This window comes from Eubacterium sp. AF36-5BH (genome assembly GCF_003460505.1).
In the GTDB taxonomy this organism is placed as follows: domain Bacteria; phylum Bacillota; class Clostridia; order Lachnospirales; family Lachnospiraceae; genus Eubacterium_G.
In genome coordinates this window covers 49916-75454 of sequence record NZ_QTVG01000007.1, presented here as the reverse complement: position 1 = coordinate 75454, position 25539 = coordinate 49916, and the positions used below count along the sequence as shown (strand labels likewise).

The following is a 25539-nucleotide window of genomic DNA, read 5'->3' as shown; positions in this document are numbered from 1 at the left end:
TATGCTTTCTGTAATAAAAATCTCATTTATTAATCTTTTAAATTAACTTTCCTTAATCTTTTCTTTGCATTGGAAAGGTTTGTATCGACTTCAATTTCCTTCTCACTTTTAGCATTATATATAATGTCAGCTTCATTTGTTCCAAAACTCATATATTTAGCCTGCCATAAGAGATATGTTTCTTCGTCAATCTCTTCATTGATAAATCTTTCGTACATTGTTGCCCAATGAGTAATCATTCTTTTTAGGTTAGCAAGTGGAGCAACAGTTGGATCGTCAACTTCTATATCAGAAGATACTTCCAAATAAACTTTTCCATCAATAACAATTGGAGTTAAATCCAATGTTTTCTCAATATCAAATAAATATTGAAGTGAGCTAGCTGCAGAAGTAGGATTTGGAGCAGATAGTTCATATGGCGTAATTTCTAAGGCATTAGCAATATCAAATATTGTATCCGTGTCTGGATAACGATTTCCAAGTTCGTAATTTCTTATGGTAGATTCATTTACGCCTACAGCAATTCCAAGGTCTTTTTGAGTCATGCCTGCAATTTGTCTGTAGAATCTAATCTTCTGTCCTAAATTAGCTGAAGCTAGGTTTTTGGCGTTTAGAGAGAACTCTCTTTTATTTTTTTTCATAGAAACATTCCTTCCCATATCTATTCATAACTATTTGTATTGTATCATAAACAGTTCATTTGTGAAACATAAATATTATCAAACAGTTCAAAAGTGAAATGTTTTTGTTGACAGTACATAAATGAACTGATAAAATGAGTACAATACAGTTCACAAATGTACTGCGAAAACAATAGATTATAGTTTTGTATTTTATACGGAAGGAGGTGATTGTATGTCCGAAACACTTTTTATAAGAGCAAAAGATATAGCTGAGGAAATGGGAGTATCAGAAGCTTATGGTTACAAACTTATCAGACAACTTAATAACGAACTAAAAGAACAGGGATTCGTAACTGTTCAGGGAAGACTTAGCAGACAGTACTTCGAAGAACGTATTTATGGTACTAAGGCAAAAGAGGAGGATAAATAAATGATTTGTAAAAACGAGAAAACTGGTAAATGGGAAGTACGCACCTATTATAAAAATTATAAAGGTGAACGTAAGCAGAAGACAAAAAGAGGTTTTAAAACAAAAAGAGAAGCTCAAGATTGGGAAAGACATTTTAAATTGCAGGATCATCAAGATATGAATATGACGCTTGAAGACTTTTATGAGTTATATAAGCGAGATGTTAGTAACAAGGTTAGGCCAAATACCTGGGAACAAAAAACTGTTGTTATTGAAACGAAAATTATTCCCTATTTGGGGAAAAGAAAAATTGATGAATTGAAAGTTGCTGATATTTTTGAATGGCAGAATGAGATGAGAAAGTTAAAAACTAAAGAGGGAAAGCTTCTTTCAGATTCTTATTTAAATACTATTCATGGACAGTTAAGTGCAATGTTGAATCATGCTGTTAAATTCTATGGTCTTAAATGGAATGTAGCAAACAAAGCAGGAAATATGGCTAGCAAAAGAAACAGAAAAGTTGATTTCTGGACTCAAAAGGAATATCAGAAGTTTGTTGAGAAGATATGTGATAAGCCACAATCATTCTATGCATTTGAAATTCTTTATTGGACGGGAATTAGAGTTGGAGAGTTTCTTGCATTAACACCAAATGATTTTGATTTTGAAAATAATATTTTGAAGATTACAAAGTCGTACAAAAAAGTTGGTGGAAAGGATATTGTTACTGACCCGAAGACAGTGAAAAGTATAAGAGAAGTTATATTGCCAGATTTTTTGGTGGAGGAAGTGAAAGATTATTTGGATAGCTTATATGGTTTTGGAAAATATGACAGAATCTTTCAAAATTCAAAAAGCTTTCTTGGACACGAAATGGATAGAGGTTCAAAGGCTGCAGGGGTTAAGAGAATAAGAATTCATGATTTGAGGCACTCGCATGTATCTTATCTAATTGATAAAGGTTATTCAGCACTTGCGATTGCAGATAGACTTGGACACGAGGCGGTGGATATTACTTATAAGTATGCACATTTATTCCCAACTGTTCAGACAGATATGGCAAAAACAATGGATGAAGAAAGAGAGGCTTTGTTAGATGACTGCGAAGAGTAATGATGCCAAAGGAAGATGGAGAAATGTAATGGTTGCATTTAGAGTTTCTCCAGAAGAAAATGAAGAAATTAATATGAGAGCCAAATTAAGTGGCTTTCAGACGAAACAAGAATTTATTGTTCAATCACTACTTTATACAAAGATAAGAACTGTAGGAAATCCGTTGATGATGCTTAGCTTTAGAAAATATCTTCAAGAGATAATCGCACAGTTGAAAAGAATTGAAGCTGGTGGAGAAATCGACGAAGAAATATTTGTTCCGATTAGAACAATGTTAGATATATTAGATGGATTTGAAGAAAGAAAAAAGCCCTAAGCAAATCTTAGGACTCTATGTACCAAGGAAGTTATCCTTGCTACGTTTATCACACACCTAAATTATAGCAAGGGTTTCTTCCTACAACAAGTGGTTTATCACTAGAAATTTAAAAAATATGAAATAAAGGAGGAAATTCGCAATGAATTACAACAAGAATATTATTTCCTCTAATACAGAGGAAAAGAACGAAAAATTTAATAATGAAATTGAGTTTATTTACGAAAGTCTCGAAAAGAGAAAAGATGGGACGCCAAGACAGACTATAAGTAATGCAATTACTGTATTAGAAAATGATCCTGAATTTAAAGATTCAATTAAGAGAAATGAACTCTCATGTCAGACAGACATTGTTATGGAAATGGACTGGCGTAGACGTTCTAAATCATTTACAGATACAGACTTTAATAACATTCTTCTCCGTATGGAAAAGAGATATGGAATAACAAGAGATAAGAATGTAAAAAGAGCCATTGATATTGTTAGTAATAACAATCACTATCATCCTATTGTGGAAAAACTTGAAAGTCTTAAATGGGATGGCGTTGCCAGAGTTAGACATCTTCTTCCAAGATATCTTGGAACAGAGGAAAGCGATTATGTCTATGAAGCAACAAGAATTATGATGATGGGAGCTGTTGAAAGAGTATTTAATCCAGGCTGCAAATTTGAATATATGGTTTGGTTAGTTGGTGGACAGGGTGCAGGTAAATCAAGCTTCTTAAGATTTTTAACAATGGATAATGAATGGTTCTCAGATGATTTAAGAAAGCTTGATGATGAGAATGTATTTAGAAAGATTCAGGGACATTGGATTATCGAAATGGCAGAAATGCTTGCTACTTGCAATGCGAGAAGTGTTGAAGAAATCAAATCATTCTTAAGTCGTCAAAGTGAGACTTATAAGGTGCCATATGAAACTCATCCAGAGGATAGGCCTCGACAGTGTATCTTCGTTGGTTCCTCAAATAATGCTGATTTCTTACCTTTTGACAGATCAGGTAATAGAAGATTCATTCCGATATTTGTTGATAAGGATAAGGCAGAGCATCATCCACTTGAAGATGAGGATGAGACAAGAAATTATATAGAACAGTGTTGGGCAGAAATTATGGATATGTACCATAGAGGTGTTAATACAAAACTTGTATTTAACAAGGAACTTACAGAAAAATTGATTGAAATGCAGAAGAACTGTATGCCGGAAGATACTAAGGTTGGCATTATTGGAAACTTTCTTGAAACGACAGATGAGGATTATGTATGTTCTTCTATGATTTATGAATTGGCATTTCATCACGAAAATGAAGAGCCTAAACCTTATGAATCAAAAGAAATTGGCTCAATTATGAGGAATGAATTTTCAAATGATTGGGAACAGATATCAAGCCATAGATTTGAAAAATATGGAACTCAAAGAGGATGGAAGAGAAAACATATTGATGAATTTATGGAAGTAGATGATAATGTTCAACTGCCCTTTGATGTATAAGTTTGTAACTTGTCGACATGATGTCGGGAAGTGAAAGAAAGTGACATGATGTCAGTAAAGTTTAGAGTATGAACCTCGGGACTTGAAGTCCCGAGGTGAGATGACACAAGCTTACGACATGAAGTGGTAAGGTCAATGTTTGTAAACAGTGAATGTAAACAGTCTATGAATTGAGTAATGTCAGGCAATTTGTAAACAGTAACAGTGACTAAAAAATCGGACTGTTTACATGAAAATGGTTAGCAATCCCTTTATTTATGGGAAATATGAATTTGGTGTAAACGATAAACTGTAAACAGTGGTGAAAAAACTAAAAAAATAATTTGTTTTAAGCTGTGTTTACAATTTTTGTTTACTTGGAGGAAAAATGGAAAAGAAAAATAAAAGATTAATGATAGATCAAGATTTATTTAGAATGATGTATCAGTATTTTCTTTGTAATAGAGAAGATTTGCATGAGGCAATCTGTGAAGGCTTAGTGGCAAAGATGGACAAGCTTATTGATAGAAATTTATATACAAAAAGCCTAACAGCTGATACTGATGAAGAAAAAGAGACGAATAGATTAGCCTATCTTAATCGAAAAGGAATACCAGAGGATTTTCGTTGGTAGTTTTCTTTGATGATTAAGACCTGTGGGTGACACCCACAGGTAAAAGTAACATCAAGCCGTTCATAATGAAATTGAAAATGGAAACAGGATTAGATGTTACGCTTGCTCATACACATAGGTTTCTATCTAAATAGTGGTGAGCAGAATTGATGCCGTAAAGGCAGCAATTAAAGCTCTCGGCAGAGCACCCGCACTTTTGCCTGTCAAAAGTGCTAGGGGGTTATCAATTAAGGCAGAGCCTAATTGATAAGAAACCACACTCTGCCACTATTTGAGGGCATTACTAAAAGAAAAGATAAACACAGGAGTGACAAGATTATGGAAAGATTATCTTATACAGCACACCTAAGCAATGGAGATCATGCAATCAATAGCAAGTCAAAACTCTCAGGCGTGGCAAAGCATAATTTACGTAAGTACCGCTCCGAAGAATATGATAAGGAGAACATAGTAATATTATGTGGTACGGATAAATTAGTGCAGGATGTTAAAAAAATATATAAGGAACAGTTTGATGAAGCAGTACAAAAGTACAATGCAAATCAAACAAGAGACGATAGAAAAATAGCAAACTATTATGAGAAGGTTGCAAATGATAAAAAGAAAGATATGGCAGTTGAACTTATCTTTCAATTAGGAGACAAGGATTACTGGGACCATCATTCTGAAAAACGAAGAGATATGGATATAGTGTATGATAAGATTCTTGAAAAACTTCAAGAAGAGGCACCAGAGCTTGTAGTAGCAAATGCAGTAATTCATTACGATGAAGCAAGCCCCCACATGCACGTGGTGGCGGTTCCGGTAGCAACAGGATTCAAAAAAGGATTGGAAAAGCAAGTATCAAAACGAAAGGTTTGTACAAAAGAATTTTTGGAAAATGTGTTGCAGGGTCGTTTAAGGGACTTTGTAGATGATAATATGGTTATGTGGTTAGATGAGTATGGGCTCAATGAAAAGCAAGAAGGCAGAAATAAAGACTTATCTGTTATGGAATACAAACGTCGGCAGGAACAAAAGAAATATGATGAGTTTGTTGAAAATAAAAGGAAGATAGATAGAGAAATTGGTCAGAAGAGCTTTGAAAATCAGATGGCAGAGCAGAAGCTAGAAAATACTTATAAAAAGTTAGCTGAAGTAGAAAGTGAAGAGGCATGGGGACTTAAGGATATAATTAAGCTAGAAAAGATGATTGATAAAGGTCCTGAAGAACCTAAGGGTCTAGTGAGTGCTAAATCATATAGAGAAAAGGTTGTGCAGCCATTTCTTAGAAAAGTACGTAATCTAGTTAAGGATTTAATTGCATATGCAAAGAGTAGTGTGGCAAGAGCGCATGAGCTAGAGAAGGAACTTGATAAGGTTAAAAAGGAAAGCGATGCAGTCTATATAATGAACAAAGAACTTAATCAAAGATTAAGATATAAAGAGAACATTATTGTGGATAAGCAACGCAAGATTGATGAGCTGGAAGAGGATTCCGAGAAACTGGGATTCTTTAAAAGATTTCTGAAAAAGTCAGATTATGACAAGGTAATAGAATTAGGGGAAGAGGAAAGAGATAAGCTGCGCACTAGAGGGAGTAGGAGCAGGTAATTAGAAAAATTTAATATGCCTAGTTCTCGTTTACTAAAGAAAGAAAATTTGTTAGAATAATATATGCAGAGTTGATAATAGGAGTAAAGTATGGCTAAAAATTTATTATTAAGTCCAATGTTAAAGTGGGTTGGAGGAAAAAGACAATTATTGCCAGATATAGTGCCGATGATAAATAAAAAGGCTCCATTATATGTTGAGCCTTTTATTGGTGGAGGTGCTGTATTGTTTAATATGCAGCCAAAGAAAGCTATAATAAATGATTATAATCAAGAGTTGATTAATGTATATATAACAGTACGTGATAACTTAGAAGAATTATTGGATGAACTAAGGATTCATGAAGAAAATAATTCATCAGATTATTATTATGAGATAAGGGCATTAGATAGAGCGGAAGAATTTGCACAAATGTCAAATGTAGAGAAGGCGGCTCGAATTATTTACTTAAATAAAACATGTTATAACGGTCTGTACAGAGTTAATATGGCGGGACAATTTAACTCACCATATGGCAAATATAAAAATCCTAATATTGTAAATGAGGCTGTATTAAGAGCAATTTCCAATTATTTTAATACCAACGAAATTACGATACTTAATGGAGATTACAAAGAGGTTTTAAAAGATTTAGAGAAAGAAGCATTCGTATACTTGGATCCACCGTATATGCCAATTTCATCATCATCTTTTACTGGATATACAGAAGGTGGATTTGGATATAATAGTCAAGTTGAATTAAAAAAAGAATGTGACAAATTGAATGAAAAAGGAATTCGATTTGTACAATCAAATTCTGATTGTGAGATAATACGAGAATTATATAAAGATTACAAAATAAAAACAGTAAAAGCTAAGAGAAGTATAAACAGTGTTGGGAACAAACGAGGTGAAATAAACGAGGTGTTAATTTACAATGAGTAGAGGTACAATTTCAGCAAATGAAGCATGGCAAAAACTTATAGATAAATATGATATAGTTAATAAAGTTAATACTGATGGAGTATTTTACATTAAAGCAAGTGAAATAAAAGAGTTCAAGGAACCTAGATTAATGGCAAAGTGGGATTGTACTGCAGCACTGCCATCTGTTTTCAAAAGTAATAATTTGAATATCCTACCAGACAGTAGAAATTCCTACGTTTTGGGGGATTTTCTTTTATACAAAGAAATACCCGAATTGACAGAAGCAGTAAATAAAATGGATTATGTTGAATTGCCAGAATATGAAACAATTGATGTTAATAATATTTCATCAGAAGCAAATGCAATAAATGTTTTAATATTATCAGGTATATTAGATGATTTTTTAGAAGATGAAGAAACTGTTGAAACTTTCAACGGCAGAATGGGTACTGGAGAATTTGATTTTGTTGTTGACACAGTTAGGGGAACAAAACAAAAAATATCTGTTAAGAATGCTCAATGTGAGATAGATGGTGGATTTGAGAATGAAAATGAAGTTATCATAATGGAAGCCAAGAACGTACTGAATGAAGATTTTCATGTAAGACAATTGTATTATCCATATAGGTTATGGAAAAATAAAGTTACCAAGCCAATTAGATTGATTTTTTCAATTTATACTAATATGATTTTCAGATTGTTTGAATACAGATTTGTTGATGAAAATGACTATTCATCGATAGAGCTTGTAAAGACAAAAAATTATTCATTACAAGACACAACAATAGAAATAGATGATTTAGTAGAGGTTAGAGAAAGCACAAAGGTTGTTTATAATGATAATCAAGATGAAGATCTTAAAGTTCCATTTATTCAAGCAAATTCTTTTGAAAGAGTTATTTCTTTATTGGAAAACATGAAAGATAATCCTATGACAACAGAACAAATAGCTTCTTTGATGGAGTTTGATGAGAGACAATCTGATTATTACTATAATGCAGGAGCGTATATAGGTCTGTTCGAGAAAAAGACTGAAGACGGGCAAAGAAAAGTATTTCTAACAAAATTAGGGGAGGAAGTTTTTTCTCTGAATTATAAAAAACGACAGCTTAAATTTGTTGAGTTGATATTGAAACATAAGATATTTGCAGAATGTTTTGATATGGTTATAACTAATGGTGGAGAAATGCCGGATAAAGTTATTATAGAGAATTTGATGCGAGAATATAATGTGTGTAATGAAGGACAAATTGTAAGAAGAGCAAGTTCGGTTCAAGGATGGTTGAAATGGATTTTCAATCTTAGGAATTTATAGGGAGAAATTATATGAAGTGGGAGCCAGATAATTTTCAACTAGAAAAGTCATCAGTTTGGTCATTTCCAGAGAGAGGAAACTGGGCTACGCATGATTCAAAGTATAGGGGAAATTGTTCTCCATATGTTATTAGAAATCTTTTGTTAAGATATTCAAAAGAGGGAGATTGGGTATTGGATCAGTTTGTAGGAGGAGGAACTTCTCTTGTTGAAGCAAAATTATTAAATAGAAACATTATAGGAATTGATATTAATCCAAGGGCATTAGAACGTTGCAAAAATAAGATTGCTTTCGATAATGGAGAAGGTAAAGTTGTAATTAGAAAAGCTGATGCTAGAAATTTAGATTTTATAAAAGATGATAGTATTGATTTTATATGTACACATCCACCTTATGCAGACATAATACAATATAGTGAAAATATCGATGGAGATATATCGTTACTTGGATATGAAGATTTTTTAAATGAAATCGAGCAAGTGGCAATAGAAGCATACCGTATATTAAAAAAAGGAAAAATATGCTCTTTTATAATTGGAGATATAAGGCAAAAAGGCTGTGTGAGACCACTAGGCTTTGATACTATGCAGAGATTTGAAAGAGCAGGTTTTAAATTGAAAGAGATAATTATTAAGGAACAGCATAATTGTAAAATGACCGATAAGTGGGAAAAAATAAGTGTTGGGAAGAACTTTCTTTTATTAGCGCATGAATATATTTTTGCTCTGAAAAAATAGAAAAACAACTGAAATATGGTGATAGGGGAAGAAATGGGCTATATTTACATAATGACAAATCCAGCATTACATGACATGGTTAAAATAGGTTATGCAACTGATGTTGAGACAAGAAGACAGCAATTAAGCACAACGGCATTACTATACGAATATGAAGTGTATGCCACATACGAGACATCTGGAAATCTTGAAGATAAAAACTACATAGGATGATTGATAATTTGAATCCAGATTTAAGAGTATCTAAAAACAGAGAATTCTTTGTTATGTCGGCGGAAGATGCTTATGAATTGTTAGAGGCCGTAGCTGTAATTAGTGGTTCTCAAGATAAATTAAAGAGAGTAAAAAAACAATATACCCTAAAAGCAACACAATCTATTAGACGTCCACCTATTAATTTCTATAAATGTGGTTTAAGAGACGGTGATGAACTCGTTTGTATAGAGGACCCATCAATTGTTGCGGTAGTAGCAGCTGAACATAAAGTTTTATATAATAATGAGCTCACTTCATTGACAGCAATAATGAAAAAACTGAAAGGTTGTTCTAATATTTCTGGACCTTCATATTTTACATATAAAGGTAAAGCAATTGTTTAAATAGCAGAAAGAACGCAGTGGAAAGCTTAATAAATAACGGTAGAAAAGTTCTAAAATAGAAAAAGATGTAGTTCAAACTATTGTTTTAAATTTGATTGATATTTTTTATAAAATGATTATTCCAATTATTGTTGAAGTGATTAATTCAGTTAGGATATACAAGGAATGGATATATGCTAAAAGCATTAATGTAGGTATTATGTGTGATACTGTTTTATTTGCTTCAGTATTTTTAATAAAAAGGTTTTGTTTTTTAAAATACACAGTAAATTAGCAGAATTTTGCAAGAAACATATTCCTTTTATTAAGACGATATCTGATATACTTAGAAAAGTACTAAAGGAGGTTTAAGAATAGTTAATGACAATAAATACATATGATACAATATTATATACAGCATTATTTGTTGTTCCAGGTTTTTTGATAGATGAAATAATAAGAACAATTATGCCGCAAAAACGTTTATCAGCCCAAACAGCTATTTTACAATATATAAAATATAGCATAATTAATTTGACTTTATGGAGTTGGCTATTTCTTTTGATAAACGGTATTAAAGACGAATGTGGAGTTATGTATTGGTTATTGATATCTTTAACAGTCATACTAACAAGTGTCGTCACTGGTATAGGAATAGGAATAATCAAAAAAAAAGAAATTATAAAAAATATATTTATAAAATTTGGAATTCAAACAAAACATCCAATACCAACAGCGTGGGAATATAAGTTTAGTAATACAAACGAGCCTAAATGGGTGATAATTACATTATCAAGTGGTAAAATTGTAAGAGGATTATATGGAACAAGTTCATTTTCATCATCAGATGAACAATTTAGAGATATATATTTGCAAGAAGTTTACATGCAAAAAAGTGAAGGTATGTGGGAGAAAGTTGATAGAAGTGATGGCATATGGGTTAGCCCTAAGGAAATTAGTTTAATTGAATTTAAAAATTAGGAGGAAAAAATGGCAGAAAAAAGAGAAAAACCAAATGGACAATTTGGATATCAACCAGGAGGAAATAATAATAGAGGATATCAACCAAGTACACCTGGACAAGGATATCAGCCAACGAACAATGGTTCTGGGAACCATAATCCAGTACCACCATCCGGAGGAACATCGGTACAAGAAAAATAGTTAATATTATTTCCCAATAAAAGGGATAATATTTTTCATTAATTGAAGAACAGTAAATGTCAAAAGGAAAGCTTATATATAATTAGATTTTGTAAGAGCCGCTGACAATAAAATGACAATATTTTTCTTCAAAACTACATGAGATACATCAAAAACAGTACATAAACGAACTGTTAAATGCAATAGAAATACATCATTTAAACCCTATCCAAAAATCTCGATAGGAGTTTGAATAGACACAAAAATCCCACAATGCCTTTATTTTTGGGCATTGTGGGATTTTTTTTAATAACTGTGATTCTATTTTGATTCTATTTCTAATAAAAAGTGAAATATCGAAAGGATAAACAAACTGATGGATAGCGAAAAATATCTTGTTTATGATGAAAAATTAAAACGGAGCATTCATACTGCTCCGTTTTTTATGAGACTGTGAAATAAAGTCTCGTTTCCTCCTAAATTGTTATTCTATAATGGTTTCTTCAGAATGTATTTGTTCTTCCATAAAGACTTTATGACCTTCATACTGGATATAAATTTTCATAATTGTCAAGGATAATAGGCATATAGTTAATAAAATTAACAGTAGTTTAATATATTTTGAAATCCTAATCTTCTTTATAACATCATCAGTATTAACAGTAGAATAATACGAATCAATTATATCTTTAGGAGTACCAAATTCTTTGTACAAATCGTCAATAGTACTTTCCGGTACATCAGCTAAATAATCGTTAACATTGATTGTTATTGCTTTAATATATTTACGTTCATATTTGCCCATAACGGGAAAAAGTAGTTTAACTTTTCTAATGTATGTTCTACACAATTTATTCATCGGCATTCTCCTCCCTATTAGATGATAAATAATCTAAAATCTTACAAACATTAGTAGTTACCATTTGATAATCTGATGTAAGTTTCTCTAAATAAGCCAATCCCGGTTCTTCTATATGATAGTAAATTCTTGTTCGCTTTCTACCAACCAGCTTGGAATATTCTGAGATTTTTTCTTCATTTTCCAATTTATATGCAGCAGCATATATAGTATTTTGGGACATAGGAAGAATATCATTGGTTAGTTCACTAATGGTTTTTTTTATATCATAGATGTAAGTATCTTGGTTTTTCAATATTGATAAAATTAATAACTCTGCAACCCCATTAAGAAAATAGTTTTTGCTTGCCATATATACGTACCTCAATTAATTGATAATGATAGTATAACTTAAAAATACATTAGGTCAATATTCAAATGAACAAAACATTTATTGACAATATTTTTAAATAAACATATAATATGCTTAAAAAGCTTTGTAAAATTTAATGATTTTGGGGGAGTAAAATGAGAAAGAAATTTACAAAAAAGATTATGCCATTATTAATGGCAGGAGTGTTAGTTTTGGGAGGAAGTTTAAGTAGTGTTTCAGCAAAAGGTAACACGGGAATCGGAAAGATAGCGTTATCATCAACAACTGCAAAGGCTATAACAACTATTTCATCAGCATCAGCACCAGCCAACGGTTTTGCGGGATATGCTAAAATAACAGCATATTCTTCTAGCGGAAAGAAAGCAACAAACACAGTAATGTCTGCCGCAAGCAAAACAACATCAACTGTGAGTTATAAGGAAATAAAAGCTAAATTCACTAAAGCAAAAAGTGTACACAAAGAATACTATATGGGATCAGAGTTAACGAATTTTACGATGACTTTAGAAAAAAATTATAGTAAATATGTTTTATGAATTGATTTCTATCTGCAATGCTTATTGCAGATAGAAATTGCTTTATAGATTTATGAGGAGTTATTAAATGAAATGTATAACAAGACGTATTATATTGACTATGTTTGTATTTATGGTACTTTTTGGGGGATGTAAAAAGAAAGAGGAATCGATACTTCCAAGTGCAAACAATGTGCAGGAGACAACAAATAAAACAGAAAATACTAAAGTTTCGGAAGACATAAAAATAGACAAAGAATACTTGGAAAAGAAATATCCGGGGAAAACAGTTTTAACTTGGGTATATACTGAAATAGAGAATATGAGTAAAAAAGAAAGAAAAAAATATAATGAGCCATTAGGAATGAAGTATATAACAAATAATCAGGTTATAAAGTTAAATGATTATCTGGTGTCAAAAGGGAAAGAATATGTTATTTGCTTTAAAAAGATAGGAACAGGAAAGAACTATGCCAGAAACATAGAGAAATTAACTCAAAAAGGGGAGGCACCGGATTTCATATTTTCAGAGCGGTATTTAGATGAAAAGAGCAAAAATTATACTTCGTATTTAACATATGAGTTAATAGGAAAAGATATGTTTGAGGAACTTTCGCAATATAAAAACGGTGATTTGAAAAAATATTTTTCTACATTGCCTGAAAATGCCATTAAATTGTCTTCCGTTAATGGAAAATTTTACGGATACAATGAAGCCATTGGTGAATTGGAAACAAAACATAAATGGTATGTAAACGTTGATTTGGCAAAAGAATACGGCATTGATTTAGACAAATATAAGATTGGCGGATATGAGGAATGGCTTGAGGCATGTAACAAGGTATATGCGGGAGAAAAGAAAAAAGGAAGTATAGATTTTGTGGTGTGTTATGGAGGAACATTAAAACCAATATACGAAAGCAGTGTTGCAGGATACATGGATAAATTGGACGAAAAGGGAAATACCGATGTAAGTGCATTTAGTATTTCTTTGAATGGTAAAAGTATAGAAAATTATTTCAAGTTAAAGGATATAAAAAAATCATTAAAAGAAGTGAGGGAGTATCAAAATAGGGGATACTTTGAATATTTAAATGAAAATGAAACAAATAATACTTTAAATGCAAATATATTTATATGTAATTTATTTTATGATGATGTAAATGGACATAAAGAAGAAATTGACAGAGATGCATTTCCAAAAGTAAAAGAGGTAAAACTATATAAGTGGGGAAATAACAGTGTAAAGCCACAGGATTTACTTGAATTTAATGCTGTAAATGGAATATACAAACAATCTAATAATAAGAAAATTGCATTGAAAGCATATGATTTTATTAATTCGGATGTTGAAGCTTCCAATATTATTAAATTTCCGGAATATGATGGAACCGGGAAAGAATATAGCATAACATCAGATGAGTATGATGAATATTTTAGTCGGGAAGAAAATGAAGGAAAATTTGATGCAAGAGGATGTAAGTTTGTTAATCCTTTAGTTGCAAATCCGTTTAAGGATCGAAACTCAACTGAAGAGATGAAGAAAAATATAGAAAATCTTAAATTTAATGAAAAATATATTGATAAATTTTATGATTTCACACCAGTTAAAAAGGAAGTTGAAAAAATAATGAGTTTGGAAAAGGAATATTTAGGAGAGAGCTTTAACTATGAGGGAAGTGACTATAAAGGAAAAATATTTACAGGAGATTTTGAAACAGAATATAACAATTTCTTAAAAGAATTAGACGAGGCAGGAATAGATAAAGTATTGGCTTATTTAAACAAGCAGTAACCGGGAGGAACAAATTTTGAAAAGAAAGTTAGTTTTAGGAATAGCAGTATTAATGGGAGTATTTTTGCTTGCAGGATGTAATCAAAATAAAGAATCCAAAAGAGATGAAACCATAGTGCTGAAGGAAAATAAATCAGTATGTAATGATATTTTAGTGGAAAGTGAAGTGCAGGGGGAATACAGTAGATTGTATTATTATGACTATGAGTCAGGCAAGGAGATTTTTGCATGTAGTCAGGCAAACTGTAACCATGACATAGCGGATTTTAAAAGTGATAAAATTAATTGCAATGCCATCGTAAAGGGACAGGCTAAGTATCCTTTTATATACAATAAGCGTTTGTATTATTTTGTAATAACAGGGGATACAAGTGTTCTTTGGAGTAGTAAAACGGATGGAACTGACAAGAAAGAAGTAAGCGAATTAGAGTTTCCAATTTATGAAAGTGCAGAATATGTTTTACATGATGATAGCGTATTTGTTGCTTCTTATAAAGCCGTCATTACAGAGCAGGGAACTAATAAGCAGGAGCAAACAGGTGCAGACGCAGAAGTTTATCAGATTAATCTCTCAGATGGTAAAACTGATAAACTGACTGAATTTGGCAATAAGGCAGATGCATATTGTAGTACTGTTCAGTTTTTTGACAATAAATTATTTGTCCGTTATGAAAGCAGAGGCAAAACATATAAAGAAGCAGGTTTTAAGGATGTGGATCATTTTATGGTATGGATGGAGTCAGACAAGTTTTCCTATGCAGAGCAAATTGAACGATTAGACGAAAAGAAAGAATATTATACATACGACTTTGAAACTAAGAAAACAGAGAAATTTGACATTGATTTTGAAAGCAACTTTGAACCATATAAAGGCATAAAAAACATGGACGGAGCATATTGGCTGCTTTGCTATTCCAATGATACAGCATATTATTTGGATGCCGTAGTTGGAAAGTACAATATATATTCTTACAATGTGAAAACAAAAAATCGTAAGGAAGTTTTTAGTTCTTTTAAAAATGTGGATATGTACTGCGACGGAAAGATATACATAACCTCAATGGACATGAATGAAAAAACAAAGAAAGAGTTAGTGCCATCTGTGGATTTTAATAAGGAACCTAAATATTATGTATATGATGTTTCAAAGAACAAACTCATAGAACAGAATTATGGGGAAAAAGGGAAGATATTTTATGCAATTGATGTAAATCCTAAAGGGCTTCTTGTTTATGATGTTTCGTTTAATGAAGCTTATGACTCGATTGATGAACATTCAATAAAACAGATAGAAAGCAGCAAAATCAAAGAGTAGGAAGATAGGGGATAACATATTCCGAAAGTTAAAAACAGAGATGTCAGGAATAAAATCTCTAAAAAGTCAGAAAGAGAAATGATATGGTCATAAAAGAATTTAGAAAAATATTATCTCAGAAGTGGATTATTTATATTTTGTTTGTATTGTATTTTGTAAATATATTTTTAGATACAAGAAATGTGGAAAGTGAAATAAAGACAGCAGACAGGAAACAGGAAGAGCATATAGAAAGAATTCAAAATTATGATAAGTACATTGATAATATCAGCAGTAATGCCAGTGTCATATCAGGATTTTCTCTGTTTGAAGATAATAGTAATTATCAGAGTAAAAGTGCAAAGAAGATTGTAAAGGCGTATGAAAATGTAAAGAATGTAAAGCCACAATCAGGAAATTACACAGTAATCGAAAAGGCAACGGAGATAGGATTTAGTGATGTTATTGCTTTTATTGTTATGCTGCAGTGTGTAATTATTATTATGAACATTGACAGAAAACATGGCATGCTAACATTACTTAAATCCTGTAAACAAGGTAGGACAAGGCTTGCACTAGGAAAAATAGGCGGTTTGCTTATAACTACCATAATGGTGGAACTTGTTACTTTTTTGATACATTTTCTAACATTAGTAGGGACATTTGGTTGTGGAGATTTAACAGTGCCTATACAATCAGTACCGGACTTTTATGAGTCGGCACTACCAATAAGCATAATTATGTATTTGGTTATTTTTGTAATGCTGAAAATAGCAGTTGTATTTTCATACACACTTTTTATTTTTGTGATTGCCATTTTATGTGACAACAGCGGAATTATATATGCAGTTACGGGAATTACAATCGGTTTATCTGCAGTGGCAAACATAAAAATCGTATGGGATTACGCCATTGCTTTTATAAAAATAATCAGTCCCGTAACATTAATAAATGTAAAGTCCATATCAGAGAAATATTATAATTTGAATGTGGCAGGAACTCCATTTAATGTTATGTCTGTTGGAATACTAATTGTAATAGGGTATATCTTAATATTTACGGCTTTGGCTATATGGTTATTTGGCAAAAAAAGAGTATTTCACATTGAAATAAAAAGACTGAAAAGAAAACACAATCTTAAACCTAAGAAACCAATTGGCATGCTGGCTATGGAATATAAGAAACTTTTGATTACAAACAAGGGAATATTGCTGTTACTTGTATTGTGCCTGATTCAGGGAGCAATATTAAGTGAAGTTAATACAACTATTGATGGCGACCAAAAGTATTACAGTAATTACATGGACGACTTGGAAGGACCGGAATCTTTGGACAATGATTTGTATATACAGAAAGAGAAGAATTACTTTAAGAATATTGAAGAAAAATATAAAGAAAAGCAGACACAATATCTGCAGGGAAAAATCAGTGGTTCCGAGTTATCAATTGCTGAAAATCAATACACCACAAAGATATTGCCAAAGACAGCATTTAAAAAAGTGCTTAAAAGACAAAAACATTTAAAGAAACTTAAAAAGGATAAAAACATAAAAGGCTGGTATGTAAATGACATAGGCATACATTATCTTATACATCCGGGTAGCATTTACAATGAAAAAATTGCTTGGATATTCATGATGCTTATAATGAGCGTAATGGTTGTAATATGTATGGCTTATGAGGAACAGACAGGAATGGACAAGCTATCAGACACCACAATGTTTGGAGAAGGAAAGCTGTTAAGGAAGAAAATTGCAGTAAGCCATAGCATTTCATTATTAATATTCATCATTTCAAATATTCCATTTTTGTTATTGGCAATTCATTCTTATCATTTTGGAGGAGTAATGGCTCCAATAAACAGTTTGATTGGTTATCAGAATTGGGTTCAGATGCCAATACTATTTGTACTGAGTGGAGTTTATATTATTAAAGCATTAATAATGTTTGTAGCTACTATGATAGTTATTTTGATTTCAAATAAGTTAACAGGAATGGTAAAGAAAATGGCTGTATCAATTACAATATTGGTAGTGCCACTCATAATTATGACAATAGTATAAAATGAGGTTCTAACATGAATAAATTGGAAATAACAAATTTAACAAAGAAGTACGGAAACAAAACAGCTCTTAAAAATTTTACATATTCATTTGAAAATGGAGTCTATGGTTTAATTGGTCCTAATGGTGCCGGTAAATCAACATTAATGAATATTCTGGTTGATGGGAGTGAAAGAACAAAGGGACAAGTATTGTATAACGGAAAAGAAATTGAAAAGCTTGGAAAAGAATACCGTAATATTATAGGATATGTACCGCAGCAACAAGGGATTTATACAAACTTTTCAGCAGAAGATTTTTTGAATTATATGGCAAATCTTAAAGGAATAAAGAAAAAAGAAATTCCTGATAAAATAAAGGCAGTATTGGAATTTGTAGGACTAAGTGAAGTGAGAAAGGAAAAGCTAGGTTCATTTTCAGGTGGAATGAAGCAGAGAATTCTTATAGCACAGGCTTTATTAAACAATCCACGAATACTTATTCTTGATGAGCCTACGGCAGGGTTGGATCCAAAGGAAAGAATTCGAATAAGAAATTTAATTGCCAGAATCAGTATGGACAAGATTGTAATTATATCTACCCACATAGTGTCAGACATTGAATTTATTGCCGGGAATATTGTGTTTCTTTATAGTGGAGAACTAATAAGAAAAGGAAGTCCGAAAGAATTATTAAAAGAACTGGAAAATCAGGTCTTTGAAAAGATAATTACAAAGGATGAAGTAGAGGAGTATGATTCAAAGTATCTGGTAAGTGGATTAATGTCTGCTTCAGGCGGAGTGAAGATTAGGTATATTAACAGAGAAATGAATGACGATAATGAATATACAGTTGAGCCTAATTTAGAGGACTATTATTTGTGGATAGAAAAAATTAAGGCTAAAAAGGTTATGGGTAATTAAATAGTTATTGAATGTTAGAGAAAATAAAATTTATAGTATAAGAAGAGGTATAGGCATGACAAAATGTAAAAAAACAAGAGATTTTTTAAAAACAAATATTGTGGATATTATTGGAATATTTGTGGCGATTGTTGGAATAGTTGTAGCAATTATAATAGGGTGGAAAACTTGTGAAATTTCGAAAAATCAAGAATTGATCGGTCAAAGGAGTGAGTCAATAATGTATAGTGTTACTAATGGAACGAAAGGAATAGAATACGCAATAGATGGTAGAGTACAGAATCAGATAAAAAGCTATAAACCAGTGATAAAGGTTAAACGTGGAATTATAGATGTTTTAAAAGTGATAAAGTATAATGGGAAAGAGTTTAAAATATTAGGTCAACCTAAGGAAGAATTAATGGATAAATATAGATTAAGTAAAAAAGGATTACAATTAACTGTAGAACAAAACATTACTAAGGATTATGGGGATAACATATTTTATGATTATTTCTTTGTGTATATAAAATCAGGGGACGGTTCGGAACATTTGGACTTGATTTATACAAAAATAAATTTAAATAACACTGATAAAGTACTAAAACCAGTGCTTAAAACAAAGTTAGATATATTAGAAAACACAAATAATGACAAGGGATATTTAGAAATGATGAATTCGTATAAAAAGTTATTAAAAGAAATTGATAAACTTTCATCAGGACAATTAGTATTATATTAGATTAAAAGAACAATAAAAAATTAATTCTGTATAAAATCTATATTCTATTGTGTAAGATGGGTGAAAACAAATAGAAAATTATATGTATCAAGAGCTCGGTCCACTCGAGAACAGGATTCCTTTGCGAAAGACTTGCCAACCTGATTATATTTTATTACATGATGAGCACTTAATGGCACAGAGAATAATTTTCTGACATACTTTTGTGTGTTTACATCTAAATATATCAGTGCAAATGTTGTGCAAATTATTAAATATCCGGTTGGGTTGGATGCCATTAACCTGGTGAAGACGACTCGCTTTTGAAATGGTAGTCGGATCCTTACAAAGATATTTGGCAATCTCCTTGAAGGAAAGATCTTCATTTAGAGAGTCTTCAATAAATTCACAGTCATCTAAAGTTAAGTGTTTCTGGTTTCCTGGTATAAGGTTAGACATGTGTATCTCCTTCTACCGTTATCAGAGAGTATGTAACAAGCGGATAAAAGGAAAGATAAATATGCAAATGAATAGGAGAAAATGGTGTGAAAGGTTAAATTCCACTTATGTAAAAGTAAATTCCACTGTGAGATGGGAGAGTGGAATTTAAAATTTAAATTTTGGGGGACGAGATAAAGGAAAGGATGGATTGAGAATAATAGTAGAATATGGTAAAATATCTATTGTATTAGGGTCTATAACGTAAGTTATGATTTCCACTTAGGAGATAACGTAATTAACAATCTGTAAAGATTTTATAGGCTTTCGCATGAAGGTATCGCATTTAGTATATAGAGACCCTAATACATTTTTTAGGAGGGTACAACTTGGAAAAATATAAAGATTTATCAGATCAAATATGGACAACAAGAATTTCAAGAGTTAATGCTGAAAAAAGATTGATAAACAAAGAAGCTTTTTTTCAGGGAATTAACATTTATTATTCATGTGTTACGATTATATTTTCGATACTTACATTACTTAATAAAAATGAAAAATTAAGTTTGATGACAGTGTTTATGACAATATCATTGCTTATTGTTATTTTATATTTGAATGGACAAAAATATCTGGAGCATGCAAGAGAATATAGAAAGAATTATACAGAGTTGCAAAAACTTGAATTTGAATTAAAGAATATTGAGAGTGATGATGTAGAGTTGTTTAAGAACATATATAATAGATATTGTGATTTACTAGATTCAAGTAGTAATCATATATCATTTGATTATTATGAGACAGTTCATGGTAGCTCAGGTGAATATAGAAATAGGAAATGGAAAAATGTAAGGTGCAAATATTATTATAATGTTATTTGGCGTGTGCTTTTAAAAATATGTGTTATATTATTGCCAGTGGTTTTATATTGGATATGTGGGGTTTTATAGATGCAGGCATCGTATTTATGGAAAAAGTTGTTCACAAAAAAACATCTTATTGAACATTATGAAGAAAAAGTAAAAGATAAGCCGTCCGTTGGATTGGATAAAGTGTCGCCTCGAAAATTTGAACAAAATTTGGATGAGAATATTGAAATTATTATTCGAAAATCTATGAATGGCTCTTATCATTTTACAAGATATAAGCAACTACTATTTACAAAAGGACCTACAAAACCGCCTAGAGCGATTTGTGTGCCGACGCTAAGAGATAAGTTAACAGCGTCAGCGTTGAATGAGTTGTTGGTTGGGGTATATGGGGATAAATGTAAGACCATAATACCACAACTTGTTATAGATGATATTACAAAAAAAATTCCAATGTACACACATTTTATAAAATTGGATGTGAAATCATTTTATGGTTCAATAAATCAAGACAAGTTGATTAAAATAATAAAAAGAAAGATACACAAACCAGAAATTATATCAATTATATGGAATGCAATTAGAACAGAGGCACTTCTTTATCCGATAAAGGAAAAGACTGTAAAAAAGGAAAGAATATTGGGAGTTCCAGAGGGATTACCTATTTCAAACACTTTAGCTAACATATATATGCAGGATATTGACATAAAATATAGAGAACTTGACTACATATCATATTACAGATATGTTGATGACATATTGATATTGGTTAATGAAGATAAATTTTTTGATGTAAAGAAAAATATATGTGATGACATAAAAAAGCTTGGATTGGAATTAAATGACAAGAAAGATGAGGGACTTGTAACAGAATCATTTGAATATTTAGGTTATGTTTTAAATGATAGTGAAGTAACAGTAAGAAAAAGCAGTGTTTTAAAAATCGAGCAATCTATCGAGGAATTATTTAGAACGATAAAGAAAGATAATATTGGATATTTGCAATGGAAATTAAATTTAAAAATTACAGGTTTTATTCTTGAAAGCCATAAGTACGGTTGGTTATTTTTCTATTCTCAAATAACTGATTTGAGTTTACTTTTCCACTTAGATGATGTTGTGCAAAAATTGATTAAGCGTTATAAATTAGAAGGTAAGATTAAAATAAAGAGATTTGTTCGGACATATGCGGAAATTCATATGGCATTGCATGAGACTAAGTATATTCCGAATTTAGATGATTTGAAATTAGAAGATAAGAAAGCTATTTTATCGGACATATATCAGATGGATTTGACTGACAAAGATGAACGCTTTGTTGAAATACAGTTTCATAAAATAATGAAGCGTGAAATAAGAGACATTGAAAAGGATATTGAAAATATATCTTAATGTTCGGAATATGCAAATATTACTGTATGATTATGCAATGAATTTGAAGTGGCTCCATTTTGGCTCTAAAAATTTTAGACGAGGTACACAAAAATGCACAATAGGATGAATATGAAGAATAAAACACACAAATGTGTACCTGAAAACAGCCAGATAAATCTCTCAGCCCAAGAGTTTGAATAGACACTACAATCCCACAATGCCTTTATTTATAGGCACTGTGGGATGTTTTTATATTAATGTGATTCTATTTTGAGAAAATTAATCAAATAGTTAAACGGTTAAATGAAGGAGTTGTATGGCATTAGAATTTGAATTATATACAGGAAAATTAAAATTTAAAGATATTGAGTTTACATTTGTTTTTGACAAAAAAGAATTAAGATTAATACCTCCAAATGTAAAAGTAAATTTCACCGTGACGTGGGAGAGTGGAATTCAAAATTTGAATTTTGGATGGATTGAAAAAATCAATTTAAGATTGAAATAAAGTGGATTTGATGATATAATGAAAAAGAAATAATAAATCGTTGTAATGATACGAAAGGGATTAGTAATGGCAATCAGATACAACAAATTATGGAAGAAATTAATAGATGAAAATATGATGAAAGTTGACCTTAGAGATCAGGCAGGAATTACAACAAATGCACTGGCAAAACTAGGAAAGAATGAACATGTAAGTACGCAAGTTTTGGAAAAAGTATGTAAAGTATTGCATTGTGAGATACAGGACATTATGGAATTTGTTCCAGACGAGGAAAGGGAAGAACAGTAATATGGCTAAGAAGAAAACAACTGAAAAGGCATTGAACATAGATAATATTTTATTTAATTGTAGAGATTATTTGCGTGCGGCACGTAACTCCGGCTCATTCTTTGAAAAAAGAGATATGATGCTTACGCTAGTGTTCTTGAGGTTTATCGGCGAAAAGTATGAGGATGGAATTGAAAATCTAAAACGGACACTTAAAGAGCAGGGATTAGATCCGGAAGATGAGAACATTAGAGCAGCATTTTTTGATGATGCTACTTTTGCAGATGGTACATATAATTTACCACTAGAAGCAAGATGGTCGACTATTATCAGTACGCCGGCACCACAGCTTAATGTTGCACTTGATACAGCTTTACAAAGACTTGAGGAGGAAGATCCACAGTTGAAGGGCTGCTTTGTTAAAGGAACATTTACAGCACGTAATTTAGCAGCTAATGATATAAAGAAAATTGTTGATGAAGTGAACAAAATCAGTCATAAGACGTTTGGAGAGGAAAAAGACCTTATTGGTCGTGTATACGAATACTTCCTTAAGGAGTTTGCTGTAAATGCAACAAAGGAGGAAGGCGAATTTTATACCCCTCATGACGTAGTTCAACTTATTGCAACGATGATTGAGCCTTATGATGGAACCTTATATGATCCTTGCTGTGGTTCGGGAGGAATGTTTATTCAGAGTGCCGAACTTGTAAAGTCAAAGCAGGGAAACTTAAATGGCATCAATGTATATGGTCAGGAAAAAGAACCGGCTACATATCGCCTTGCAAAAATGAATTTAGCATTGCGTGGGATTAGCCATAATCTTGGAGAAGAAGCAGATTCATCATTTACGCATGATCTACACAAGGGGTTGCATTTTAACTACATTATGGCAAATCCACCTTTTAATCTGAAAGGCTGGTATAATGACAATTTGAAAAATGACCCTCGTTGGTCTGACTATCAAACACCACCTGAAAGCAACGCAAATTATGCCTGGATTTTGCATATACTTTCGCATTTGAAGAAAAACGATGGAGTTGCAGGATTCTTGCTTGCGAATGGGGCATTGAATGATAGTGATACATTGGAAATACGTAAGGAACTGATTCAGAATGATAAAATTGAGGCTATCGTTGTTCTACCAAGAGAATTGTTTATTACTACAGATATCAGTGTTACTCTGTGGATTCTGAATCAGAATAAAAAAGGCGGAAAATACCATGGAAGAAATCTCCGAAACCGCGAGCATGAGATATTCTTTATGGATTTACGCCAATGGACAGAAAATGCCGTTAAGGGAGAGAGCAAAAAGAAAGTTCGTCTGGTTACAGCGCAGATTGAGAAAGCTGCTGATATATATCATACATGGCAATCCGAAGGTACTGAGGGAACAAATTATGAAATACCGGAACTTTATCGAAGTGTAGGTATTGATGAAATAGAAAGTAAAGGTTGGGCTCTCACACCAAGCAAATACATTGAGTTCATTGACCATGATTTAGAAATTGATTATGAAAAAGAAATGGCTCGTATTCAATCTGAAATGAAAGAGGTTATGAAACAAGAAAAGAAATCCAAGCAGATGCTGGAGGAAGCATTTAGGGGGATTGGATATGGAATTGACTAATATTAGATTGGGAGATTACATTGAACGCTCCACGATAAACAACAAAGAATTGAAGTATGGGGTTGATTTGATAGTTGGTGTAAATAGTCAAGGTGTTTTTGCAGCTCCTAAAGGTAATATAGATGGAGTAGATTTAAAACCTTATAAAATTGTCGAAAATGGAGCTTTTGTGTACAACCCAACCCGACTTGAATTAGGTTCAATTGCCTACCGTACTGAGGGATTATGTATAGTATCTCATCTATATATGGTTTTTTATCTGACGGATGAGGGAAAGAAAATCATTGATCCAATGTGGTTATATATTTATTTTAGGCGTTCAGAATTTTGCAGAGAAGTAAAATTTAGAAATTTTGGAAGTCAAAGACCAGAATTCAATTTTAATGATATGAGTGACATAGTTATTCCACTACCAGATATTGAAATACAGAAAAAATATGTAGATATTTATAATGCCATGCTTGAAAATCAGAAAAGTTATGAGTATGGATTGGAGGACTTAAAGCTTGCTTGTGATGCGTATATTGAGGATTTAAAACATGGTATACATTGCAAGGCAATTGGCCCATATGTTGAAAGACATGACGTAAGAAATAGAACAAACGAAATTAAAAATGTTATGGGTGTAAGTACGTCTAAGGAGTTTAGAGAACCTACTTCAAAAGTAAATAGAAATGAATTATCAAATTATAAGATAGTAAGACCTCGTCAGATTAGTTTTGTGCAAACAACACACAATGAAAAAGTATTTGCATATGCTTTCAATAACACCGAGGATGATATTGTTGTCACATCAGTAAATGAAGTGTTTTCGGTTGATGAGGATAAGCTTTTGCCAGAATACCTTTGTATGTTTTTTAACAGAACGGAGTTCGATAGATATGCAAGGTTTCATTCATGGGGATCGGCAAGAGAAACATTTACATGGGATGATTTAGTTAAAGTAGAAATTCCTATAGCAGATATGAAAACTCAAAAATCAATAGCAGATATTTACAAAGCATATAAAGAACGAAAAGCAATCAATGACAAACTTAAAGTAAAGATAAAAGACATTTGTCCAATTCTTATTAAAGGTTCTATAGAAAAGGCAAGAAAAGCAAAGGAGGCATAG

At 31.7% G+C, this 25539-nt stretch carries 29 protein-coding genes; 25 read left to right on the top strand and 4 right to left on the bottom strand.

What is annotated here, in order from left to right:
- Positions 1-29: 29 nt before the first annotated feature.
- Entirely contained in the window at positions 30-641 is a 612-nt protein-coding gene (locus tag DW006_RS08600) for a helix-turn-helix transcriptional regulator (protein WP_158561100.1), read from the bottom strand.
- Between the two features lie 214 nt (positions 642-855).
- Here DW006_RS08600 and DW006_RS08595 point away from each other — a divergent pair, with 214 nt between their 5' ends.
- The 13 genes from DW006_RS08595 to DW006_RS12055 all read left to right on the top strand — a co-directional run bounded on the left by DW006_RS08595 (position 856) and on the right by DW006_RS12055 (position 10859).
- A complete protein-coding gene (locus tag DW006_RS08595) occupies positions 856-1053 on the top strand; it encodes a LysR family transcriptional regulator (RefSeq protein ID WP_117999912.1) in 198 nt (65 codons plus the stop codon).
- Positions 1054-2145, top strand: coding sequence for a site-specific integrase (locus DW006_RS08590; RefSeq protein ID WP_117999911.1), 1092 nt, complete (start codon positions 1054-1056; stop codon positions 2143-2145). It abuts the gene before it with no gap.
- Positions 2129-2461 carry a hypothetical protein gene (locus DW006_RS08585; protein ID WP_117999910.1) on the top strand — a complete coding sequence of 111 codons (333 nt, stop codon included), beginning with the start codon at positions 2129-2131 and terminating at the stop codon, positions 2459-2461. The genes DW006_RS08590 and DW006_RS08585 overlap by 17 nt, the downstream gene beginning before the upstream one ends.
- 142 nt (positions 2462-2603) lie before the next feature.
- On the top strand, positions 2604-3953 hold the full coding sequence (locus tag DW006_RS08580; RefSeq protein ID WP_117999909.1) for a virulence-associated E family protein: 1350 nt from the start codon (positions 2604-2606) through the stop codon (positions 3951-3953).
- A 367-nt stretch (positions 3954-4320) separates the two neighbouring features.
- Positions 4321-4566, top strand: coding sequence for a complexin-2 (locus DW006_RS08575; protein WP_117999908.1), 246 nt, complete (start codon positions 4321-4323; stop codon positions 4564-4566).
- A 318-nt stretch (positions 4567-4884) separates the two neighbouring features.
- Positions 4885-6159, top strand: a complete 1275-nt coding sequence (locus DW006_RS08570) for a plasmid recombination protein (RefSeq protein WP_117999907.1) — start codon at positions 4885-4887, stop codon at positions 6157-6159.
- 90 nt (positions 6160-6249) lie between these two features.
- Positions 6250-7083, top strand: a complete 834-nt coding sequence (locus DW006_RS08565; RefSeq protein ID WP_117999906.1) for a DNA adenine methylase — start codon at positions 6250-6252, stop codon at positions 7081-7083.
- Positions 7076-8380 (top strand): type II restriction endonuclease, encoded by a 1305-nt coding sequence (locus DW006_RS08560; RefSeq protein WP_117999905.1) that lies wholly within the window; start codon positions 7076-7078, stop codon positions 8378-8380. Before DW006_RS08565 ends, DW006_RS08560 begins: the two co-directional genes overlap by 8 nt.
- 11 nt (positions 8381-8391) lie before the next feature.
- Positions 8392-9117 (top strand): DNA methyltransferase, encoded by a 726-nt coding sequence (locus tag DW006_RS08555; RefSeq protein ID WP_117999904.1) that lies wholly within the window; start codon positions 8392-8394, stop codon positions 9115-9117.
- 15 nt (positions 9118-9132) lie between these two features.
- Positions 9133-9330, top strand: coding sequence for a GIY-YIG nuclease family protein (locus tag DW006_RS08550; RefSeq protein ID WP_117999903.1), 198 nt, complete (start codon positions 9133-9135; stop codon positions 9328-9330).
- Positions 9331-9338: 8 nt separating this feature from the next.
- On the top strand, positions 9339-9716 hold the full coding sequence (locus tag DW006_RS08545) for a hypothetical protein (RefSeq protein WP_147337644.1): 378 nt from the start codon (positions 9339-9341) through the stop codon (positions 9714-9716).
- 360 nt (positions 9717-10076) lie between these two features.
- Positions 10077-10676, top strand: a complete 600-nt coding sequence (locus DW006_RS08540) for a DUF6338 family protein (protein ID WP_117999901.1) — start codon at positions 10077-10079, stop codon at positions 10674-10676.
- A 9-nt stretch (positions 10677-10685) separates the two neighbouring features.
- Positions 10686-10859, top strand: a complete 174-nt coding sequence (locus DW006_RS12055) for a hypothetical protein (RefSeq protein WP_158561099.1) — start codon at positions 10686-10688, stop codon at positions 10857-10859.
- Between the two features lie 463 nt (positions 10860-11322).
- Here DW006_RS12055 and DW006_RS08535 read toward each other — a convergent pair whose 3' ends face one another.
- The gene (locus tag DW006_RS08535) at positions 11323-11697 is read right to left on the bottom strand and encodes a DUF6120 family protein (RefSeq protein ID WP_117999900.1); all 375 of its coding nucleotides are present in this window, start codon (positions 11695-11697) and stop codon (positions 11323-11325) included.
- The gene (locus tag DW006_RS08530) at positions 11690-12049 is read right to left on the bottom strand and encodes a PadR family transcriptional regulator (protein ID WP_117999899.1); all 360 of its coding nucleotides are present in this window, start codon (positions 12047-12049) and stop codon (positions 11690-11692) included. The genes DW006_RS08535 and DW006_RS08530 overlap by 8 nt, the downstream gene beginning before the upstream one ends.
- Positions 12050-12204: 155 nt before the next feature.
- On the opposite strand from DW006_RS08530, the gene DW006_RS08525 reads away from it, so the two are divergent.
- The 6 genes from DW006_RS08525 to DW006_RS08500 all read left to right on the top strand — a co-directional run bounded on the left by DW006_RS08525 (position 12205) and on the right by DW006_RS08500 (position 19360).
- Positions 12205-12606 carry a hypothetical protein gene (locus tag DW006_RS08525; protein ID WP_117999898.1) on the top strand — a complete coding sequence of 134 codons (402 nt, stop codon included), beginning with the start codon at positions 12205-12207 and terminating at the stop codon, positions 12604-12606.
- 67 nt (positions 12607-12673) lie between these two features.
- On the top strand, positions 12674-14380 hold the full coding sequence (locus DW006_RS08520; protein ID WP_117999897.1) for a hypothetical protein: 1707 nt from the start codon (positions 12674-12676) through the stop codon (positions 14378-14380).
- A 16-nt stretch (positions 14381-14396) separates the two neighbouring features.
- The gene (locus tag DW006_RS08515) at positions 14397-15695 is read left to right on the top strand and encodes a hypothetical protein (protein WP_117999896.1); all 1299 of its coding nucleotides are present in this window, start codon (positions 14397-14399) and stop codon (positions 15693-15695) included.
- Positions 15696-15778: 83 nt separating this feature from the next.
- Positions 15779-17737, top strand: a complete 1959-nt coding sequence (locus DW006_RS08510; RefSeq protein ID WP_117999895.1) for a hypothetical protein — start codon at positions 15779-15781, stop codon at positions 17735-17737.
- 14 nt (positions 17738-17751) lie between these two features.
- Positions 17752-18639, top strand: coding sequence for an ABC transporter ATP-binding protein (locus DW006_RS08505; RefSeq protein WP_117999894.1), 888 nt, complete (start codon positions 17752-17754; stop codon positions 18637-18639).
- 55 nt (positions 18640-18694) lie between these two features.
- Entirely contained in the window at positions 18695-19360 is a 666-nt protein-coding gene (locus tag DW006_RS08500) for a hypothetical protein (protein ID WP_117999893.1), read from the top strand.
- Positions 19361-19504: 144 nt separating this feature from the next.
- On the opposite strand, the gene DW006_RS08495 is transcribed toward DW006_RS08500, so the two are convergent.
- Positions 19505-19798 carry a helix-turn-helix domain-containing protein gene (locus DW006_RS08495; RefSeq protein WP_117999892.1) on the bottom strand — a complete coding sequence of 98 codons (294 nt, stop codon included), beginning with the start codon at positions 19796-19798 and terminating at the stop codon, positions 19505-19507.
- A gap of 368 nt (positions 19799-20166) precedes the next feature.
- Here DW006_RS08495 and DW006_RS08490 point away from each other — a divergent pair, with 368 nt between their 5' ends.
- The 6 genes from DW006_RS08490 (at position 20167) to DW006_RS08465 (ending at position 25539) form a co-directional block, all read left to right on the top strand.
- Positions 20167-20727 (top strand): SLATT domain-containing protein, encoded by a 561-nt coding sequence (locus DW006_RS08490; RefSeq protein ID WP_029066840.1) that lies wholly within the window; start codon positions 20167-20169, stop codon positions 20725-20727.
- Positions 20728-22038: a reverse transcriptase domain-containing protein gene (locus DW006_RS08485; protein WP_117999890.1), complete on the top strand. Its 1311-nt coding sequence runs from the start codon at positions 20728-20730 to the stop codon at positions 22036-22038.
- Positions 22039-22336: 298 nt separating this feature from the next.
- Positions 22337-22528 carry a hypothetical protein gene (locus DW006_RS08480; RefSeq protein WP_117999889.1) on the top strand — a complete coding sequence of 64 codons (192 nt, stop codon included), beginning with the start codon at positions 22337-22339 and terminating at the stop codon, positions 22526-22528.
- A gap of 66 nt (positions 22529-22594) precedes the next feature.
- A complete protein-coding gene (locus DW006_RS08475) occupies positions 22595-22816 on the top strand; it encodes a helix-turn-helix transcriptional regulator (protein ID WP_117999888.1) in 222 nt (73 codons plus the stop codon).
- A gap of 1 nt (position 22817) precedes the next feature.
- Positions 22818-24425: an N-6 DNA methylase gene (locus DW006_RS08470; RefSeq protein ID WP_117999887.1), complete on the top strand. Its 1608-nt coding sequence runs from the start codon at positions 22818-22820 to the stop codon at positions 24423-24425.
- The gene (locus DW006_RS08465; protein WP_117999886.1) at positions 24412-25539 is read left to right on the top strand and encodes a restriction endonuclease subunit S; all 1128 of its coding nucleotides are present in this window, start codon (positions 24412-24414) and stop codon (positions 25537-25539) included. The genes DW006_RS08470 and DW006_RS08465 overlap by 14 nt, the downstream gene beginning before the upstream one ends.

Coding starts and splice junctions, on each gene's coding strand:
- DW006_RS08580 (WP_117999909.1), top strand. CDS start 2,604: ATGAATTACAACAAGAATATTATTTCCTCTAATACAGAGGAAAAGAAC.
- DW006_RS12055 (WP_158561099.1), top strand. CDS start 10,686: ATGGCAGAAAAAAGAGAAAAACCAAATGGACAATTTGGATATCAACCA.
- DW006_RS08485 (WP_117999890.1), top strand. CDS start 20,728: ATGCAGGCATCGTATTTATGGAAAAAGTTGTTCACAAAAAAACATCTT.
- DW006_RS08600 (WP_158561100.1), bottom strand. CDS start 641: ATGAAAAAAAATAAAAGAGAGTTCTCTCTAAACGCCAAAAACCTAGCT.
- DW006_RS08560 (WP_117999905.1), top strand. CDS start 7,076: ATGAGTAGAGGTACAATTTCAGCAAATGAAGCATGGCAAAAACTTATA.
- DW006_RS08465 (WP_117999886.1), top strand. CDS start 24,412: ATGGAATTGACTAATATTAGATTGGGAGATTACATTGAACGCTCCACG.
- DW006_RS08590 (WP_117999911.1), top strand. CDS start 1,054: ATGATTTGTAAAAACGAGAAAACTGGTAAATGGGAAGTACGCACCTAT.
- DW006_RS08525 (WP_117999898.1), top strand. CDS start 12,205: ATGAGAAAGAAATTTACAAAAAAGATTATGCCATTATTAATGGCAGGA.
- DW006_RS08595 (WP_117999912.1), top strand. CDS start 856: ATGTCCGAAACACTTTTTATAAGAGCAAAAGATATAGCTGAGGAAATG.
- DW006_RS08475 (WP_117999888.1), top strand. CDS start 22,595: ATGGCAATCAGATACAACAAATTATGGAAGAAATTAATAGATGAAAAT.
- DW006_RS08570 (WP_117999907.1), top strand. CDS start 4,885: ATGGAAAGATTATCTTATACAGCACACCTAAGCAATGGAGATCATGCA.
- DW006_RS08505 (WP_117999894.1), top strand. CDS start 17,752: ATGAATAAATTGGAAATAACAAATTTAACAAAGAAGTACGGAAACAAA.
- DW006_RS08510 (WP_117999895.1), top strand. CDS start 15,779: ATGGTCATAAAAGAATTTAGAAAAATATTATCTCAGAAGTGGATTATT.
- DW006_RS08470 (WP_117999887.1), top strand. CDS start 22,818: ATGGCTAAGAAGAAAACAACTGAAAAGGCATTGAACATAGATAATATT.
- DW006_RS08575 (WP_117999908.1), top strand. CDS start 4,321: ATGGAAAAGAAAAATAAAAGATTAATGATAGATCAAGATTTATTTAGA.
- DW006_RS08550 (WP_117999903.1), top strand. CDS start 9,133: ATGGTGATAGGGGAAGAAATGGGCTATATTTACATAATGACAAATCCA.
- DW006_RS08495 (WP_117999892.1), bottom strand. CDS start 19,798: ATGTCTAACCTTATACCAGGAAACCAGAAACACTTAACTTTAGATGAC.
- DW006_RS08535 (WP_117999900.1), bottom strand. CDS start 11,697: ATGAATAAATTGTGTAGAACATACATTAGAAAAGTTAAACTACTTTTT.
- DW006_RS08520 (WP_117999897.1), top strand. CDS start 12,674: ATGAAATGTATAACAAGACGTATTATATTGACTATGTTTGTATTTATG.
- DW006_RS08565 (WP_117999906.1), top strand. CDS start 6,250: ATGGCTAAAAATTTATTATTAAGTCCAATGTTAAAGTGGGTTGGAGGA.
- DW006_RS08555 (WP_117999904.1), top strand. CDS start 8,392: ATGAAGTGGGAGCCAGATAATTTTCAACTAGAAAAGTCATCAGTTTGG.
- DW006_RS08480 (WP_117999889.1), top strand. CDS start 22,337: ATGGCATTAGAATTTGAATTATATACAGGAAAATTAAAATTTAAAGAT.
- DW006_RS08585 (WP_117999910.1), top strand. CDS start 2,129: ATGACTGCGAAGAGTAATGATGCCAAAGGAAGATGGAGAAATGTAATG.
- DW006_RS08530 (WP_117999899.1), bottom strand. CDS start 12,049: ATGGCAAGCAAAAACTATTTTCTTAATGGGGTTGCAGAGTTATTAATT.
- DW006_RS08540 (WP_117999901.1), top strand. CDS start 10,077: ATGACAATAAATACATATGATACAATATTATATACAGCATTATTTGTT.
- DW006_RS08500 (WP_117999893.1), top strand. CDS start 18,695: ATGACAAAATGTAAAAAAACAAGAGATTTTTTAAAAACAAATATTGTG.